At 67.9% G+C, this 16,386-nt stretch carries 17 protein-coding genes; 11 read left to right on the top strand and 6 right to left on the bottom strand.

The features are described 5' to 3' along the window. Nucleotides 1-47 precede the first annotated feature (47 nt). Genes gshB through rsmI form a run of 3 tightly spaced genes read right to left on the bottom strand, consistent with a single transcriptional unit; the run spans nt 48 to nt 2,248 of the window. Nucleotides 48-1,043 (bottom strand): glutathione synthase, encoded by a 996-nt coding sequence (gshB, locus tag H7F53_RS09835; RefSeq protein ID WP_185679310.1) that lies wholly within the window; start codon nt 1,041-1,043, stop codon nt 48-50. Nucleotides 1,044-1,070: 27 nt separating this feature from the next. After that, entirely contained in the window at nt 1,071-1,421 is a 351-nt protein-coding gene (locus H7F53_RS09830) for a YraN family protein (RefSeq protein ID WP_185679309.1), read from the bottom strand. After that, entirely contained in the window at nt 1,418-2,248 is an 831-nt protein-coding gene (rsmI, locus tag H7F53_RS09825; protein WP_185679308.1) for a 16S rRNA (cytidine(1402)-2'-O)-methyltransferase, read from the bottom strand. The genes H7F53_RS09830 and rsmI overlap by 4 nt, the downstream gene beginning before the upstream one ends. 39 nt (nt 2,249-2,287) lie before the next feature. On the opposite strand from rsmI, the gene H7F53_RS09820 reads away from it, so the two are divergent. The 6 genes from H7F53_RS09820 (at nt 2,288) to H7F53_RS09795 (ending at nt 8,857) form a co-directional block, all read left to right on the top strand. Then, a complete protein-coding gene (locus H7F53_RS09820; protein WP_185679307.1) occupies nt 2,288-3,436 on the top strand; it encodes a penicillin-binding protein activator in 1,149 nt (382 codons plus the stop codon). Between the two features lie 76 nt (nt 3,437-3,512). Beyond that, nucleotides 3,513-5,510, top strand: coding sequence for a DNA topoisomerase IV subunit B (gene parE, locus H7F53_RS09815; RefSeq protein WP_185679306.1), 1,998 nt, complete (start codon nt 3,513-3,515; stop codon nt 5,508-5,510). A 410-nt stretch (nt 5,511-5,920) separates the two neighbouring features. Continuing rightward, nucleotides 5,921-6,766 carry an AAA family ATPase gene (locus H7F53_RS09810; RefSeq protein ID WP_185679305.1) on the top strand — a complete coding sequence of 282 codons (846 nt, stop codon included), beginning with the start codon at nt 5,921-5,923 and terminating at the stop codon, nt 6,764-6,766. Further along, nucleotides 6,759-7,193, top strand: coding sequence for a GFA family protein (locus tag H7F53_RS09805; protein ID WP_343062008.1), 435 nt, complete (start codon nt 6,759-6,761; stop codon nt 7,191-7,193). Before H7F53_RS09810 ends, H7F53_RS09805 begins: the two co-directional genes overlap by 8 nt. A gap of 4 nt (nt 7,194-7,197) precedes the next feature. Further along, on the top strand, nt 7,198-7,626 hold the full coding sequence (locus tag H7F53_RS09800; protein ID WP_185679304.1) for a GFA family protein: 429 nt from the start codon (nt 7,198-7,200) through the stop codon (nt 7,624-7,626). A 49-nt stretch (nt 7,627-7,675) separates the two neighbouring features. Further along, a complete protein-coding gene (locus tag H7F53_RS09795; RefSeq protein WP_185679303.1) occupies nt 7,676-8,857 on the top strand; it encodes a VWA domain-containing protein in 1,182 nt (393 codons plus the stop codon). Here the strand turns inward: H7F53_RS09795 and H7F53_RS09790 are convergent. The 3 genes from H7F53_RS09790 to H7F53_RS09780 all read right to left on the bottom strand — a co-directional run bounded on the left by H7F53_RS09790 (nt 8,854) and on the right by H7F53_RS09780 (nt 11,534). Then, the gene (locus tag H7F53_RS09790; RefSeq protein WP_185679302.1) at nt 8,854-9,723 is read right to left on the bottom strand and encodes a class I SAM-dependent methyltransferase; all 870 of its coding nucleotides are present in this window, start codon (nt 9,721-9,723) and stop codon (nt 8,854-8,856) included. The two genes, H7F53_RS09795 and H7F53_RS09790, sit on opposite strands and share 4 nt — an antisense overlap. Before the next feature lie 78 nt (nt 9,724-9,801). Beyond that, on the bottom strand, nt 9,802-11,004 hold the full coding sequence (locus H7F53_RS09785; RefSeq protein ID WP_185679301.1) for an exo-beta-N-acetylmuramidase NamZ family protein: 1,203 nt from the start codon (nt 11,002-11,004) through the stop codon (nt 9,802-9,804). Beyond that, the gene (locus tag H7F53_RS09780) at nt 11,001-11,534 is read right to left on the bottom strand and encodes a DOMON-like domain-containing protein (RefSeq protein ID WP_343062007.1); all 534 of its coding nucleotides are present in this window, start codon (nt 11,532-11,534) and stop codon (nt 11,001-11,003) included. Before H7F53_RS09780 ends, H7F53_RS09785 begins: the two co-directional genes overlap by 4 nt. A 54-nt stretch (nt 11,535-11,588) precedes the next feature. Between H7F53_RS09780 and tyrS the strand changes: the two genes are divergently transcribed. The 5 genes from tyrS to H7F53_RS09755 all read left to right on the top strand — a co-directional run bounded on the left by tyrS (nt 11,589) and on the right by H7F53_RS09755 (nt 16,356). Continuing rightward, nucleotides 11,589-12,812 (top strand): tyrosine--tRNA ligase, encoded by a 1,224-nt coding sequence (tyrS, locus tag H7F53_RS09775; RefSeq protein ID WP_185679299.1) that lies wholly within the window; start codon nt 11,589-11,591, stop codon nt 12,810-12,812. A gap of 96 nt (nt 12,813-12,908) precedes the next feature. Continuing rightward, on the top strand, nt 12,909-13,250 hold the full coding sequence (locus tag H7F53_RS09770; protein ID WP_185679298.1) for a PilZ domain-containing protein: 342 nt from the start codon (nt 12,909-12,911) through the stop codon (nt 13,248-13,250). 113 nt (nt 13,251-13,363) lie between these two features. Then, on the top strand, nt 13,364-14,665 hold the full coding sequence (locus H7F53_RS09765; protein ID WP_185679297.1) for an MFS transporter: 1,302 nt from the start codon (nt 13,364-13,366) through the stop codon (nt 14,663-14,665). A 66-nt stretch (nt 14,666-14,731) separates the two neighbouring features. Further along, nucleotides 14,732-15,649, top strand: a complete 918-nt coding sequence (gene cysK, locus H7F53_RS09760; protein ID WP_185679296.1) for a cysteine synthase A — start codon at nt 14,732-14,734, stop codon at nt 15,647-15,649. Beyond that, the gene (locus tag H7F53_RS09755; RefSeq protein WP_185679295.1) at nt 15,646-16,356 is read left to right on the top strand and encodes a dienelactone hydrolase family protein; all 711 of its coding nucleotides are present in this window, start codon (nt 15,646-15,648) and stop codon (nt 16,354-16,356) included. Before cysK ends, H7F53_RS09755 begins: the two co-directional genes overlap by 4 nt. Nucleotides 16,357-16,386: the final 30 nt, after the last annotated feature.

The following is a 16,386-nucleotide window of genomic DNA, read 5'->3' as shown; positions in this document are numbered from 1 at the left end:
CCCCGCGCGGGCCGGTTCGTGCCCGCGCGCCGTTGCGCCGAGCGCCGCTAGCCGCGCAACATGGCTGCGTGGCGGAGCTCGATCGCGTCCCAGATCAGGCCGCCCGTGTCGCTGCCATTGAACCGGTCGATCGCCACGATGCCGGTCGGGCTGGTGACGTTGATCTCGGTCAGCCATTCGCCGCCGATCACGTCGATCCCGACAAAGACCAGCCCCTGCTGCCGCAGCACCGGTCCGAGCGCGGCACAGATTTCCTCTTCCCGGGCGGTCAGGTCACATGGTTCCGCCGATCCGCCCACGGCAAGGTTGGAGCGGAACTCGCCCTCACCTGGCTTGCGGTTGATCGCCCCGGCAACCACGCCGTCAACCAGCACGATCCGTTTGTCGCCCTGGGCCACGCCCGGGAGGAACGGCTGGACCATGAAGGGTTCGACCCAGGCGTTGTGGAACATCTCGATCAGCGCGCCGAGATTGCTGCCGTCGGCCGGGATCCGGAACACCGCCTTGCCGCCGTTGCCGTGGAGCGGCTTGATCACCAGGTCGCCGCCCAGCCCCCTGGCGATGTTGCGCGCCTGGAACTCGCGCACGTCCTCGATCCGCCGCGCGACCAGCGTCGGCGGCATGAACCGCGCGAAATCGAGCACCATCACCTTCTCCGGGGCGTTGCGCACCGCCACGGGATCGTTGACCACCAGCGTGGTCCCGGCCAGCCGTTCGAGAATATGGGTGCCGGTGATGTAGCCGAGGTCAAACGGCGGGTCCTGCCGCATCAGCACCACGTCGATCTCGGCGCCCAGGTCGATCTTGCGGTAGTCGCCGCGCTGGAAGTGATCGCCCGCCACGCGCTGCACGGTTACCGGCGCGGCCCAGGCGGTGATGCGGCCGCCAGCGCCGTCGAGCGTGTCATAGGCGAGCGAGCCCACGTCGTAATGCCACAGCGCATGGCCCCGGGCCTGGGCCGCGAGCATCAGGTGGAAGCTCGAGTCCCCGTTGATGTTGATCGATTCAAGCGGGTCCATCTGGACCGCGACGCGCAGGGTCATGGGCATTCCTGTTCCGGCCGGGAGCGCTCAGGCGAGCGCCGCGTTGGCGATGTGGCGCGGCCAGCGCCCGGGTGCAAGCAGGATCGCATCGATCCGCAGCACGTCGCCCGGCCGCAGGAAGCGCGGCGCCAGGGCCTCGGCGCAGGCGATCACCCGGCGCAGGCGGTGATGATCGAGCGCGGTCGCGAGCTCGGCCTCGGACCGGCGCCATTTCACCTCGACAAAGACCACCGTCGCACCCCGCCGCGCCACCAGATCCACCTCGCCGCGAGCGGTGCGCAGCCGCCGCGCCAGCACCCGCCACCCCTTCAACCGCAGATACCAGGCGGCCAGCCCCTCGCCCCGCCGGCCGTCCCGTTCGGCGCGCCGGCGGTTCATTTGAGCGCCAGTGCCCGGGCGTAGAGCAGCTTGCGGTCAAGCCCGGTGGCCTTGGCCACCAGCCCGGCGGCCTGCGAGGGCTTGGCCCCGGCCAGGGCAGCTCTCAACAGCGCGTCGACATCGGCCTCGGCGGGCGCGGCTGCCGCGCCGGGCGGCGCGACCAGCAGGACGATCTCGCCCTTCGGCGGATGGGCGGCATAGTGCGCGCTCAGCGCCGCGGGGCTGCCCGTGCGACATTCCTCGAAGCGCTTGGTCAGTTCGCGCGCCACGCCCACCTCGCGATCCGGCAGGACGGTGGCAATCGCGGTCAGGCTGTCGAGCAGGCGCGGCGCGGTCTCGTAGAACACCAGCGTTGCCTTAACCGCGGCCAGTTCGGTCAGCACGTCGGCGCGCGCCTTGTCCTTTCCCGGCAGGAACCCGGCGAACAGGAAGCGGTCGCTGGGCAGCCCCGCGAGGGTCAGCGCCACCACCGCGGCACTTGGCCCGGGGAGGCTGGTCACCGCTATGCCGCGCTCCCGCGCCGCCCGGACCAGGCGGTAGCCCGGGTCCGAGATCAACGGGGTGCCGGCGTCGCTGACCAGCGCGAGGGGCTCGGTCGCGGCGATCTGTAAAAGATGGTCTCGCGTCGCCTCGCTGGCGTGATCGTCGTAGCGGATCATCCGCGCGCGCAGTCCCAGGTGCTGCAGGAGCTTGCCGGTGACCCGCGTGTCCTCGCAGGCAACCGCCGCGACGGAACGCAACGTGTCGATCGCGCGTTGCGTGATGTCGCCCAGATTGCCAATCGGCGTTGCGACGATGTAGAGCCCGGGTTCAAGTGGCGTGGCCATGATCGCGCTCATGGACCACGTTGGGAGGAAGCGGCAAGGATGTTTGGCGGTAAGTTCGATCGGCGCGGTCTGATGGCCGGCATGGCTGTGGTTCTGGTAGCAGGCTGCGCGGTGGTTCCCAAGGCTCCGCCCGTCGCGCCCCCGCCCGAGCAGCCGAGTGCCAGCACGCTTCCCGCAGACCAGCTGCGTCACCGCGTCGCCCTGTTGGTACCGCTGTCCGGGCCCAACGGCGCCGTCGGGCAAAGCCTGGCCAATGCCACCACCATGGCCTTGCTCGACACCGGGGCAAGCAACCTGCGCCTCACCACCTATGACACGGCAGCCGGTCCCTCGGTGGCCGCGACCCGCGCGATCGCCGATGGCAACAAGTTGATTCTCGGCCCGCTGATGGGTGATGAGGCGACCGCTGTGGCGACGATTGCGCGCCCGGCGCGGGTACCGATCATCGCCTTCTCCAACGATATCGGCGTGGCGGCTCCCGGCACTTTCATCATGGGCAGCCTGCCCGAGCAGTCGATCGGCCGGACGGTGCGCTTTGCCCGCTCGCGCGGGATTTCGCGTTTCGCCGCGCTCGTGCCCGAAGGCGAGTATGGCCAGCGCGCCACGGCGGCATTCAATGCTGCGGTCCTGGAAACGGGTGGTGCGCTGGTCGCCAGCGAGAGCTTTGCCCGGGGCAACACCTCGGTCGTCAGCGCGGCCCGACGGTTGCGCGCCCGCGGCGGGTTTGAAGCGGTGCTGGTGGCGGATGGCGGCCGCATTGCCGCGCTGGCCGCACCGGCCTTCAAGGCTGGCAAGCCGCCGGTGCGCCTGCTCGGCACCGAGCTGTGGAGTGGCGATGCCGCCGCCCTCGGCGGGACAGCCCTGTCCGGTGCCTGGTTTGCCGCCGTACCCGACACCCGCTTCCGTCAGTTCGCCGAAAGCTACCACTCGCGCTTCGGAGCCAAGCCCTATCGCCTCGCCACGCTGGGCTACGATGCCGTGTTGCTCACCCTGCGAGTGGCGCGCGAATGGAAGCCGGGAACCACCTTTCCGACCGGCCGGCTCGGTGACCGCGGCGGGTTCCTGGGGCTCGACGGGCCGTTCCGCTTCTCCGAGAACGGCGTGGTCGAGCGCGCCTTCGAGGTCAACGAGGTGCGTGACGGCGGCGTGACCGCGGTCAGCCCTGCCCCGGCGCGCTTCCAGGACTGAACCGGCCCGACCAACCCTGACGATAACCGGTCAAGGGCGCTTGCGCGGGGAATCGCGCGGCCCGTATAGTCGCGCCATGTCTGATGACCTCTTCGACAAGCTGCCGGCCGCCGGCGGTGACAGCTATGACGGCTCGGCGATCGAGGTGCTCGAGGGGCTCGAGCCGGTGCGGCGTCGTCCCGGCATGTACATCGGCGGCACGGACGAGCGCGCGCTGCACCACCTTGCCGCCGAAGTGCTCGACAATGCGATGGACGAGGCCGTGGCCGGCCATGCCAACCGCATCGAAGTGACGCTCGAGGAGGGCAACCGCCTGACCATCGCCGACAATGGCCGTGGCATCCCGGTGGACGAGCACCCCCGCTTTCCCGGCAAGTCGGCGCTCGAGGTGATCCTCACCACGCTTCACTCCGGCGGCAAGTTCTCGGGCAAGGCCTACGCCACCTCGGGCGGCCTGCACGGCGTCGGCATCTCGGTGGTCAACGCCCTGTCGACGCTGACCCGGGTAGAGGTGGCGCGCAACAAGGAGCTCTACGCGCAGGAGTTCTCGTGCGGCCTGCCAACCACCCGGCTCGAGAAGATCGGCAATGCCCCCAACCGGCGCGGCACGACGGTCACTTTCGTGCCCGATCTGGAGATCTTCGGGGCGGACGCGCGGTTCAAGCCGGCCCGGCTGTTCCGCCTCGTCCGCTCGAAGGCATACCTGTTCGCCGGGGTCGAGATTCGCTGGAAGTGCGCCGCCAGCCTTGCCAGCGAAGAGGTGCCGGCCGAGGCGACCTTCCAGTTCCCGGGCGGCCTCGCCGACCATCTTGCCGAACAGCTCGGCACCCGCGAATGCGTCACGACCGAATTCTTCCGCGGCGCGCAGGACTTCCCTGCCAACGAGCGGGGTGAGCAGCAGGGTCGGGTGGAGTGGGCGATCGCATGGCCGCTGTGGTCAGACGGTGCGTTCAGCTACTACTGCAATACGATCCCGACGCCCGATGGCGGCACTCACGAACAGGGTCTGCGCGCTGCCTTGACCAAGGGCGTCCGGGCCTTTGGCGAGCTGGTTGGCCAGAAGAAGGCCAAGGACATCGCTCCCGAGGACGTGATCACCGGCAGCGAGGTCATGCTTTCGGTGTTTATCCGCGATCCCCAGTTCCAGAGCCAGACCAAGGACCGGCTGACCAGTCCGGAAGCCGCGCGGATGGTCGAAAACGCCGTGCGCGACCATTTCGACCATTTTCTCTCGGACAACCTTGATCGTGGCAAGGCCCTGCTCGGGCATGTCATGGAACGCATGGACGAGCGCCTGCGCCGCAAGGCCGAGCGGGAGGTCAAGCGCAAGACCGCGACCAACGCCCGCAAGCTACGCCTCCCCGGCAAGTTGACCGACTGTTCGGGCGAGGGCGACGGCGAGACCGAGCTGTTCATCGTCGAGGGCGATTCGGCGGGCGGCAGCGCCAAGCAGGCCCGCGACCGCAAGACCCAGGCGATCCTGCCGATCCGTGGCAAGATCCTCAACGTGGCCAGCGCCACAGCGGACAAGATCCGCGCCAACCAGGAAATCGCCGATCTGCTCCTGGCGCTTGGCTGCGGCAGCCGCAAGGACTGCAACCCCGACGCGCTGCGCTACGACCGCATCATCATCATGACCGATGCCGATGTCGACGGTGCGCACATCGCCACGCTGCTGATGACCTTCTTCTTCCAGGAGATGACCGAGGTGGTCCGGCGCGGGCACCTTTATCTGGCCCAGCCGCCGCTCTACCGGCTCACCAGCGGCTCGGTCAGTGCCTATGCCCGCGACGACGCGCATCGCGCCGAGCTCGAGGCAACCCGGTTCAAGGGCAAGAAAGTCGAGGTCTCGCGCTTCAAGGGACTGGGCGAGATGAACCCGCAGCAGCTGCGGGAAACCACGATGAGCCCGTCCAGCCGGTCGTTGGTGAGGATCACCCTGCCGCCGGAGTACGAAGGACGCGCAGCTGTGAAGGATCTGGTGGATCGTTTGATGGGTCGCAACCCCGAGCACCGCTTCATGTTCATCCAGAACCGCGCCGGCGAAATCGATCCCGAGTTGATCGACGCCTGATCCCGGGCCGCGGAACGCCCCGGTCCGGCGGCACGCTGGCAAGATGCCAGGCCGATACATCTTTTTTTTCGCCAATGACGAGTTTGTCCAATTCACGGGCATACCGAGGGGTCTACGCCGGTGGTGACGGTGGCGAACGGACGGTCCGGGTCGACGCCTGATTCGCGGCCGGTCGGAGCGGAATTCTTGGCCCAACGGCTGAAACCTGTTTCCCGGTGGGGTGGTCGCCCTTGAACAAGGCGATCACCCTTTCCCGTGGCTTCCTGCCACCAGCGCAGCCTTCACCACGGTCGGATGCCAGGGTGTGACCCTGGCTCGCCATCGGCCAAGCGATTCTGGCCGTGGGAGTCTTGCTCCGGGCTCCGCCCGGACCTACCCTTGCGGCTTCAATGACCACCGGGGCATGACCGATGCAGCGTTTTGAAGGCACCAGCCATTATGTCGTCACCGACGATCTGAAGGTGGCGGTCAATGCGGCGGTGCTGTTGCGTCGTCCGCTGCTGGTCAAGGGCGAGCCCGGGACCGGCAAGACCGTTCTGGCCCATGAAATCGCCAAAGCGGTGGGCGCCCCGCTGATCGAGTGGAACGTCAAGTCTACGACCAAGGCCCAGCAGGGGCTCTATGAGTATGATGCGGTGGCGCGCCTGCGCGATGGCCAACTTGGTGACGAACGGGTCCACGATATCCGCAACTACATTCGCAGGGGCAAGCTGTGGGAAGCCTTCACCAGCCCCCAGTTGCCCGTCCTGCTGATTGACGAGATAGACAAGGCCGACATCGAGTTTCCCAACGACCTGCTGCAGGAGCTCGATCGGATGAGCTTCGATGTCTACGAGACGCAGGAGCGGATCGTGGCGGAGGAACGCCCAATCGTCGTCATCACGTCGAACAACGAAAAGGAGCTGCCCGACGCCTTCCTGCGCCGCTGCTTCTTCCATTACATCAAGTTTCCCGACCGCGACACGATGCAGGCGATCATCGACGTCCACTTCCCCGGCATCCAGAAGGTGCTGGTGAGCAAGGCGCTGGAGATTTTCTACGAGGTGCGCGAGGTCCCGGGCTTGAAGAAGAAGCCCTCGACCAGCGAACTGCTCGATTGGCTCAAGCTGCTGCTGGCCGAGGACATGCCGCTTGACGTGCTGCAGAACCGCGACCCGACCAAGGCCATCCCGCCGCTGCACGGGGCTCTGTTGAAAAACGAGCAGGACATCATGTTGTTCGAACGGCTGGCCTTCATGGCACGGCGCGGTGGCTGAGGGCGGCCACGCCGGGCGCTGCCTGTGCGGCGCGGTGACCTATGCGCTCGCCGCCGAGCCCCTTGGTGCCCGCATGTGCTGGTGCCGCGACTGTCAGTACATCGCCAGCGGCTCGGCCACGGTCAACGTGCTGTTCCCCGAGGCAGCCTTCCGCTGCGCGGGTGACATCGGGACGCTGCGCATGACCGCCGACAGCGGCAACACCGTCGAACGCGGTTTCTGTCGGCAGTGCGGCTCGCAGATCTACAGCCGCACGACCGAGCCGGCCGGGACCCAGCCGATCCGGATCCGGGCCGGCACTCTCGACAATCCCGGGCTGCGCGCGCCGGATGCCTACATCTGGACCGACAGCGCTCCGGCTTGGGCCCCCTTCGACCCGGCGCTGCCCCGCTATCGGCGGGGCCCGGGATCCGCGCGGAAGGAGTGAAGCAATGGCCTATACCGGACGGTGCGCCTGCGGCGCCACGCAGCTCGAGATCACGGCCGAACCGGTGGCGGTGCGGCAATGCTGGTGCCGGCAGTGCCAGCAGATCGCGGCCGGAGGACCGACCAACAACGCCATCTTCCCGGCCGACGCCGTCCGGATCGAGGGCGCTCTCGGCCATTCGCAGTGGCGCGCGGCCAGTGGCAACACGCTGACCTTCCATTTCTGCCCCGGCTGCGGCACCCAGGTCTACGGACAGAGTTCGGCCAGGCTCCATCTCAAGACCGTGCGGCTGGGCATGATCGACGAACCGCATGGCCTGCGTCCGGAGATGATCATCTGGACCGACGAGGCGCCGGCCTGGGCCTGCCTCGATCCGCAGCTCGAACAGTGGCCGCAGATGCCCCCGGCGCCGCCTCCCCCGCCCGCCCCATGAACCGTCCGTCGCCGCCACGTCATGCCCAGCATCCCGGGACCTGCGAACCGTGTTCCTGACCTTCCTTGACGAACTGCGCACGGCTGGAATCCCGGCCTCGCTCAAGGAGCATCTGGTGCTGCTCGAGGCGCTTGATCGCGAGGTGATCGGCCAGACGCCGGAGGAGTTCTACTACCTCGCCCGCGCCATCTTCGTGAAGGACGAAGGTCTCCTTGACCGGTTCGACCAGGTCTTTGCCAAGGTGTTTCGCGGGGTGCTGACTGACTATGGCCAGCAGCCGGTCGAGGTGCCGGAGGAGTGGCTCAAGGCGATCGCCGAGAGGTTCCTGACCCCCGAGGAGATGGAGCAGATCAAGGCGCTGGGATCCTGGGACGAGATCATGGAGACGCTCAAGCAGCGGCTCGAGGAGCAGGAGGGGCGGCACCAGGGCGGGAACAAGTGGATCGGAACCGGTGGGACCAGTCCCTTCGGCAATTCCGGCTACAACCCGGAAGGCGTCCGGATCGGCGGGGAAAGTCGCCACAAGCGGGCGATCAAGGTGTGGGACAAGCGCGAGTTCCGCAATCTTGACAACACCCGCGAACTGGGAACGCGCAACATCAAGGTGGCGCTGCGCCGGCTGCGCCGGTTTGCGCGCGAAGGGGCCGCCGAAGAGCTCGATCTGGACGCGACGATCAGCGGCACTGCCCGTCAGGGCTTCCTCGACATCCACCTGCGGCCCGAGCGTCACAATGCGGTCAAAGTTCTGCTGTTCCTCGACGTCGGCGGTTCGATGGACCCGCATATCAAGCTTGTCGAGGAGCTGTTCAGCGCCGCGACCGGCGAGTTCAAGAACCTCGAGTTCTTCTACTTCCACAACTGCCTCTACGAGAGCGTGTGGAAGGACAACCGCCGCCGCATGAACGAGCGTACCCCGACCTGGGACGTGCTTCACAAGTTCGGCCACGACTACAAGGTGATCTTCGTCGGCGATGCGGCCATGAGCCCCTACGAGATCGCCCAGCCCGGCGGATCGGTCGAGCACTTCAATCCCGAGGCCGGCGGGGTCTGGCTGCAGCGGGTGGTCAACACCTATCCCGCCACGGTCTGGATCAATCCCGAAGCCGAGCAGACCTGGGGCTACAGCCAGTCCAACCGGATGATCCGCGACCTGTTCAACGACCGGATGTATCCGCTGACCCTCAGCGGACTGGACGCGGCGATGCGCGAGCTGACCCGCAAGCGCGGCTAGGCCGGTTTGCGGGCGGCGATGTAGAACCAGTCGCCCAGCCCCAGCAGCGGGCCCAGTTTGGCGAAGGGTGCGAAGGCGGCGGCGTAGACCAGCCGCTGCGGCATGCGCAGCAGCGTCGGCAGCGCTCCGAAGGTATAGGCCAGATCGATGTTGCAATGCTGGACCGGACCCGAAGCGAACCCGGCCTGGCCCAGCATCGCCCGCAGGGTGCGGACGCTGAACTGGTACAGATGGTGCGGCGGCTCGGGATGGGGCCAGTGGCCGAGCAGCTGCGCGAAGGGTTGCGAAATCCGTGGGAACAGCCCGTCGATGTTGGGGGTGGACAGGACCAGCCAGCCACCGGGCTTGAGCAGCTGGTACATCCGCGCAAGGTCGGCGGCGGGATCGGGGACATGCTCGATCACGTCGAAAGCGGTCAGCACGTCGATGCTGCCCGGTGCAGCCGTGCTCTCGGCGAGCGTGCCGTGTTCGACCACCAGTCCGGTCACTTCAGCGGCAAAGCGTGCGGAATCGAGCGAGTATTCGATCCCGCTACAGGCAAAGCCACTACGCTGCGCGGCTGTCAGGAAGGCCCCGGTCGAACAGCCGAGGTCGATCAGCCGGCCGGTCCGGGCGACGCGCTGGACGAAGCGCAAGTGCCGCTCGGCCAGTCGGGCCATGCGGGCCTGCTCCGGACTGGCCGGATCGCGCAGCTGGACATGGTAAGTCCCGCCGCCCTTGGCCGAGTAGAGCGCTTCCAGCTCTGCCTCAGTGGGCGGATTGGCGATATAGGCCAGGCCGCAGGTCCTGCAGCTGACGAGCCGGTACCCTTTGTAGGTGAACAGCAGGCTGCTGGCGTCGTCGTGGCAATGATTGCAGGCGGGCATCCGCGACCTCTGGCTGGCGAGGATCGTCGCTGTGGCCCAACAGGTCTGAAAACCGGGTAAACCCGGTGCCCTGCAAGATCAGTAGAGCCGCAGGTCGCGGATCTGTTCGCGCCAGTCGGCCTCGTCCTGTGCGGTCAGCGCGGCCAGGTCGGCCGGAGTGGCGGCCGGATCGTCGACCCATTCGCGCAGCGCCGGGCCGCCGTTGATCACGTCGATCGCGAGCCGGTCGCGCTCGTACTCATAGGGGAAGTCGCGCCACAGCGGATAGTCCGGGTACAGCCGGCGGATCGCCTTGAAGGCGAGGGCCTGCAACCGCCACGGCCGGAAGCGGGCATGGTCGTAGAAGCCGCCCTCGGCATGGATCATCAGTGCGCTGCAGAGGCGGCCGACGTGCTTGTGGAAGGTCGGCTCGAACCAGCATTCGCGCAGCGCGCAGCCATCCAGCCAGTCCGGGGCCAGCCGCGCCATCTCGGCCAGGACGGCGCGAGCATCGAGGTCCGGGGCACCGAACAGCACTTCGAGCGGCCGGGTCGTGCCACGGCCTTCGGACAGGGTGGTGCCCTCCAGCATGACAGTGCCGGCATAGGCCCGCGCCATGTTGAGGTTCGCCGCGTTGGGGCTGGGATTGACCCAGATCCGGCTATCGGGCCAACCCCAGCCCGGCCCATGATCGGGCGCCCAGCCCTCCATCCGGATCACGCGGTAGTCGATATCGAGCCCGAAATGGCGGACGAACCAGTGCCCCATCTCGCCCAGGGTCAGCCCATGCCGCATCGGCATCGGACCGGCGCCGACGAAGCTTTCCTGCCCGGGGCGCAGCGTCAGCCCCTCGATCGGGCGGCCGGCGGGATTGGGCCGATCGAGCACCCAGACGCTTTTGCCATGGCGCGCGGCCTCCTCGAGCAGGTAGAGCAGCGTGGTCACGAAGGTATAGATCCGGCAGCCGAGGTCCTGCAGATCGAACAGGAATACGTCGGCGGCCGCCATCATCGTCGCGGTCGGACGGCGGACCTCGCCATACAGGCTGAACACCGGGATGCCATAGACCGGATCGCGCTCGTCCGGGGTCTCGACCATGTTGTCCTGCTTGTCGCCCTTCAACCCGTGCTGCGGCCCGAAGGCGGCCGACAGGGTCAGCTCCGGGCAGCCGGCGAGCGCGTCGAGCGAGTGGACCAGTTGCTCGGTCACCGAAGCGGGATGGGCGACCAGCGCGATCCGTCGGCCGGACAGGGGCTGGCGCAGGGCGGGGTCCGCGAGCAGGCGGTCGATACCAAACTTCATCCCGTCGCGGGTGCCTCAAGCCGCGCTGCGAAGCAAGCCGGTGCGTGGAAATCAGGCGCTCCCGGGCCGTGGCGCAGCGCCCAGAACGAGCGCGCCCCGCCCTCCTCCTCGATCACCGCGCTGATCCCCAGCTGCCACGGCAGCGCCGGCAGGCCGGCCAGGGGCACAGCGGCATCGAAGATCATCAGCTCGTGCGCGCCGCGGATCGTCCCGACCGGATCGCGCGGCATCGGCCGGTCGGCCATGCCGGCGCGATAGGCGGCGAAGTCATAGGCAGCCCAGCGTTCGGACGGGCTGAGGTTGAGCTCGACATAGCCCTCCTCGCCCGGCGTGCGGACGAACAGCTCGAAGCAGGTCTGCTGCCACAGGCCGTCGGCGCGGGCCTTTCCGGCAAAGGCCGGTACCAGCACGGCGCCGGCGCCCTCGATCCGCCAGCGCACCTGCAGCCAGTGATCGTCCAGCCCGATCACCGCGGCCTCGATCGCGCGTACCCGCGCCGGCGCGTGATCGGGATGAGGATGCAGGGTCAACGTTCCCAAAGCGCAAACTCCATGCTAGGCGCGCCGGCCTGAACGGGAACGACCATGACCTACACCTCCTCGCTGCTCCGCCTGCTCGATGAACGTGGCTACATCCACCAGCTGACCGATGCCGAAGGTCTCGACAAGCTGGCCGCCGGGCAGGTGGTCCCGGGCTATATCGGCTTCGATGCCACCGCGCCATCGCTCCACGTCGGCAGTCTCGTCCAGATCATGCTGCTGCGCCGGCTCCAGCAGGCCGGTCACAAGCCAGTCGTGCTGATGGGCGGCGGGACGACCCGGATCGGCGATCCGACCGGCCGCGACGAAAGCCGCAAGATGCTGAGCGACGAGGCGATCGAGGCCAACATCGCCTCGATCCGGACGATCTTCGCCCGCCTGCTCCACTTCGGCGACGGCCCGACCGATGCGATCATGGTCAACAATCATGACTGGCTGGGCCAGCTTGGCTATATCGAGCTGCTGCAGAAGGTTGGCACCCATTTCACCGTCAACCGGATGCTGTCGTTCGATTCGGTGCGGCTGCGGCTTGAGCGCGAGCAGCCGATGACCTTCCTCGAATTCAACTACATGATCCTGCAGGGCTACGATTTCCGCCATCTCGCCCGCAGCGCCGGAGTGCGGCTGCAGATGGGCGGGTCGGACCAGTGGGGCAACATCGTCAACGGAATCGAACTGACCAGGCGGATGGACGGCCAGGAGGTCTACGGCTTGACCACCCCGCTGCTGACCACGGCCGACGGCGGCAAGATGGGCAAGACCGCCGCCGGCGCCGTGTGGCTGAACGACGATGCCCTGCCGGCCTACGATTTCTGGCAGTACTGGCGCAACACCGACGACCGCGACGTGGGCAAGTTCCTGCGCCTGTTCACCGACGTTCCGCTGGACGAGATCGCCCGGCTCGAGGCCCTGGGTGGCAGCGAGATCAATGCCGCCAAGGTGGTCCTGGCCAACGAGGTGACGCGGCTCTGCCGGGGCGAGGCGGCAGCGGCCGCCGCTGAGGCGACCGCGTCGGCCACTTTTGCGGGTGGCGGTCTGGGGCAGGACCTTCCGGCGCTGGCCCTCCCCGCCGCCGGGCTTTCGCTGGTCGATGCCCTGGTCGGGATCGGGTTCGCCGCGAGCCGGGGCGAGGCCAAGCGGCTGATCGCCGGGGGCGGCGCCAAGGTCGATGGCGAAGCTGTGACCGACGAGACCGCGCACATCGTCGGCGGTAGCGAAGTCCGTCTTTCCGCCGGCAAGAAGAAGCACGGAATCCTGCGTCCGGCTTAACGCCCGGGACCGGCAAAACTTTGCCGCCCGGTTTACGGTTTTTTCGCCTTTGCCCGGCAATATTCTGCCGGTGTCAAACGTGGAAGCAGGCCGGACATGGGCTTAGGTGCACAACTATCCGTCACCGACTTGCGTCGGTCGAGTCGACATCCGATCGACTTCCGCCTGATCGCGGAACATCGCCAGCGTGGCGATCTGCACCTGCACATCGTCAATGTGTCGGCGCATGGCTTCATGGTCCAGGGGGAAGACCTCGGACTGGGCCGGGGGGAGCGGGTGACCGTCCGCCTGCCGCACATCGGCCGCATCGAAGCGCACCTGATCTGGGTTTCGGGCGATCGTGCCGGGTTCCAGTTCGAACGGATCATCCGGGTGTCCGAATTCATGGCCCTGATCGACGAACTGCAACCCAACCCGCGCCTGCGCAGCCGTCGCTGACGACACCCCGGCCCGCAGGCCCGCTGCGGCGCGAGCCTGCGCCAACCTGACCTTCACTCCCGGCAAGCAATCGGTGGCTTGGCAAGCGCGTCCGGCGCTGCCATCCCCACCGGGTGACCGCTGCCCCGACCCCAACCGTACCGACCCCCGAGCCCTCCTCCCCGCTGCAGATCCCGGATTACCGGCGGTTCTGGTTGACGCGGTTTGCCTCGGTCATCGCCTCGACCAGCATGGCCGTGGTCTTGGCCTGGCAGGTCTACGATGTCGCCCGTGCCCAGTATGGCATGGCCCCCGCCGAGGCGGCCTTCCAGCTCGGCATCATCGGCCTCGTCCAGTTCATCCCCATGCTGCTGCTGGCTCCGTTCGCCGGGCTGGTCGCCGATCGCAACGATCGCCGCTGGGTTGGTGCCGGGGCCATGGCCGTGGACTTCGCGGCTGCGCTGACCCTGGCCGTGCTCACCCAGATCGGGGCCCTGTCGCTGCCGGTGCTGTTCGCCACGGCCTCGCTCCATGGCGTGGCCCGCGCCTTCTTCGGTCCCGCCGTCTCCTCGATCGGCCCCAGCATTCTGCCCGCCCGGCTGGTCCCCAAGGGAATCAGCCTGAGCTCGATGGCCTGGCAGATCGGTGCGGTGACCGGTCCGGCGCTGGGCGGCCTACTGTACGCCTTCGGGGCCGCTGTGCCCTACTGGACCGCCGTGGCCCTGCTGGCGATCGGGGTGGTTTCGCTGCTCGGGATCCGGCCCCTGGCGCGGCCGGTGCTGGAGGCGGGGGTTCATCCGCTGCGCCAGATTGCCGATGGCTTCGCCTTCGTCCGCGATCACCGGTTGCTGTTGGGCTGCGTCACGCTCGACCTCTTCGCGGTCCTGCTGGCCGGCGCCACCGCGCTCCTGCCGGTCTACGCGCGTGACGTGCTGACCTGGAACGGGCAGCCGGTCGGGCCGATGGGGCTCGGCCAGATGCGCGCTGCGCCCGCGGTGGGTGCCGCGATCGTGGCCTTCCTGCTGTCGTTGCGGCCGATCGAACGCAACGTGGGCGTGAAGATGCTGTGGGCGGTCGTCGTGTTTGGCGCGGTCACCGCGCTCTTTGGCATTTCCCGCAACTATCTGCTGTCGCTCGGGCTGCTCGTGGTGATGGGCGGAGCCGACATGGTCTCGGTGTTCGTGCGCACAGCGCTGATCCAGCTCAACACGCCCGATGCGATGCGGGGCCGGGTCTCGTCCATCTCGGGGCTGGCGATCTCCGCCTCGAACGAACTGGGCGAGATGCAGTCCGGTCTGGCGGCAGCCCTGCTCGGCGCGACCGGCGCGGTGGTGTTCGGCGGAGTGGGCGCGATCGTCGTGACCGGCCTGTGGGCCGTGATCTTTCCCGAACTGCGCCGCTCGCGCACCTTTGCCACTCGTTTCGCCGAGGACTAGATTTGCCCGGCGTTTAACCTTACCAATCTTGTAGAGATTACGCCCGTCACCTCAGGAGCCAGTCCCATGAAAGCGGATTCCATCCTCGCCACGATCGGCAACACGCCGCATGTCCGCCTGTCGCGCCTGTTCCCGGACCATGAGGTGTGGGTCAAAAGCGAGCGCGCCAATCCTGGTGGCTCGATCAAGGACCGCATCGCCCTGGCCATGATCGAAGCGGCCGAGGCCGACGGCAGCCTGACCCCGGGCGGCACGATCGTCGAGCCGACATCGGGCAATACCGGGATCGGGCTGGCCATGGTCGCCGCGGTCAAGGGCTACAGGCTGATCCTGGTCATGCCCGAATCGATGTCGCTCGAGCGCCGCCGGTTGATGCTGGCCTATGGCGCATCGTTCGATCTGACCCCGCGTGAGAAGGGCATGAAGGGCGCAATCGAGCGCGCGCGCGAACTGCTCGCCGAGATCCCCGGATCGTGGATGCCGCAGCAGTTCGAGAACCCCGCAAACATTGCCGTGCACGTGCACACCACATCACAGGAAATTCTCGCCGATTTCGCCGACACGCCGATCGACGTGATGATCACCGGGGTCGGCACGGGCGGCCACCTCACCGGTTGTGCCGAAACCCTCAAGCAGAACTGGCCGGGCCTGCAGGCCTTCGCGGTTGAGCCCACCCTCTCGCCGGTGATCTCGGGCGGCCAGCCCGCACCGCACCCGATCCAGGGCATCGGCGCGGGGTTCATCCCGGGCAATCTCCATACCCAGTCGATCGACGGGGTGATTCAGGTCGATCCCGCCGATGCCAAGGACTGGGCCCGCCGTGCAGCCCGCGTGGAAGGCATGCTGGTGGGGATCAGCTCGGGTGCGACCCTTGCCGCGATCGCCCAGAAGCTGAAAGATCTGCCCGCCGGATCGCGCGTGCTCGGCTTCAACTACGATACCGGCGAGCGCTATCTCTCGGTGCCGGATTTCCTGCCCGAATGAGCGCGCTCGCACCGATCGAATATGCCGATCGCGGCACGGCCCTGACCGGATGGCTGGCGCGGCCGGCCGGCCCTGCCCGGGCCGCGATCCTCGTCTGGCCAACGATTGCCAATGTCACCCCGGCGATCGAGCGCCGCGCCCGGATGCTGGCGGATGCCGGCTATGTGGCGATGATCGGCGATTTCTATGGCGAACCCGTTGCCGATTTTGCCGCGTCCTTCCCGCTCGCCGGGGCGCTGCGGGCCGATGTCGATCACTATCGGACACGATTGCTGGCCGGGCTGGCGGCGCTGCGCGGCCTGCCCGAGGCGGCCGGTCTGCCGGCGGCGGCGATCGGCTTCTGCATGGGTGGACAGGCCGCGCTGGAGCTGGCGCGCCTCGGCGCGGACCTCGCCTTCGTGGCCAGCTTCCACGGGGTGTTCGAGACCGCCCGTCCGGCCGATCCGGGCGCGGCGCACAAGCCGAGGGTGCTGGTGCTGCACGGCGATGCCGATCCGCTGGCCCCGCGCGACAAGGTGATTGCCCTGTGGGACGAGCTCGACGCAGCCGGGTTCGACTGGCACTTCCACGCTTATGCCAAGGTCCGCCACGGCTTCACCGACCCGGGCAGCGACCAGCGCGGGATGGACGCACTGGGCTATGATGCCAGCGCCGACCGGCAGAGCTGGGCGGCCTTGTTGCGCTTTGCCGAAGAGACCTTCGGCTAGGGCGCACCGGCCGGGGCGTGGGCCCCGGCC

Origin of the sequence: Novosphingobium piscinae (assembly GCF_014230355.1) — a bacterium.
GTDB lineage: Bacteria > Pseudomonadota > Alphaproteobacteria > Sphingomonadales > Sphingomonadaceae > Novosphingobium > Novosphingobium piscinae.
Note: the sequence above shows the minus strand (reverse complement) of the source record. Positions and strands in the feature narration are given on the sequence as shown.